General features: G+C 48.7%; 1 pseudogene. It reads right to left on the bottom strand.

The features are described from left to right. A pseudogene (locus AB4486_RS28310) lies at positions 1-308 on the bottom strand (phosphoribosylamine--glycine ligase); the annotation flags it as partial.

Below are 308 nucleotides of genomic sequence, written 5' to 3'. Positions count from 1 at the left end.
GCAACGATAACGCCTTTACCAGCCGCAAGGCCGTCAGCTTTAACTACAATTGGCGCGCCTTGCTCACGAACGTAAGCGAGAGCTGGCTCAATTTCAGTGAAGTTAGCGTAAGAACCTGTTGGGATGTCATGACGAGCTAGGAAGTCTTTGGTGAATGCTTTAGAACCTTCAAGTTGCGCTGCTGCTTGAGTTGGACCAAAGATAGGTAGACCTACTTCTCGAAATGCGTCAACCACACCAATGACTAACGGTGCTTCAGGGCCAACGATGGTCAGTTCGATTTCTTTCTCTTGAGCAAACGCGACTAA

Origin of the sequence: Vibrio sp. 10N.222.55.C6 (assembly GCF_041473395.1) — a bacterium.
In the GTDB taxonomy this organism is placed as follows: domain Bacteria; phylum Pseudomonadota; class Gammaproteobacteria; order Enterobacterales; family Vibrionaceae; genus Vibrio; species Vibrio crassostreae_C.
Note: the sequence above shows the minus strand (reverse complement) of the source record. Positions and strands in the feature narration are given on the sequence as shown.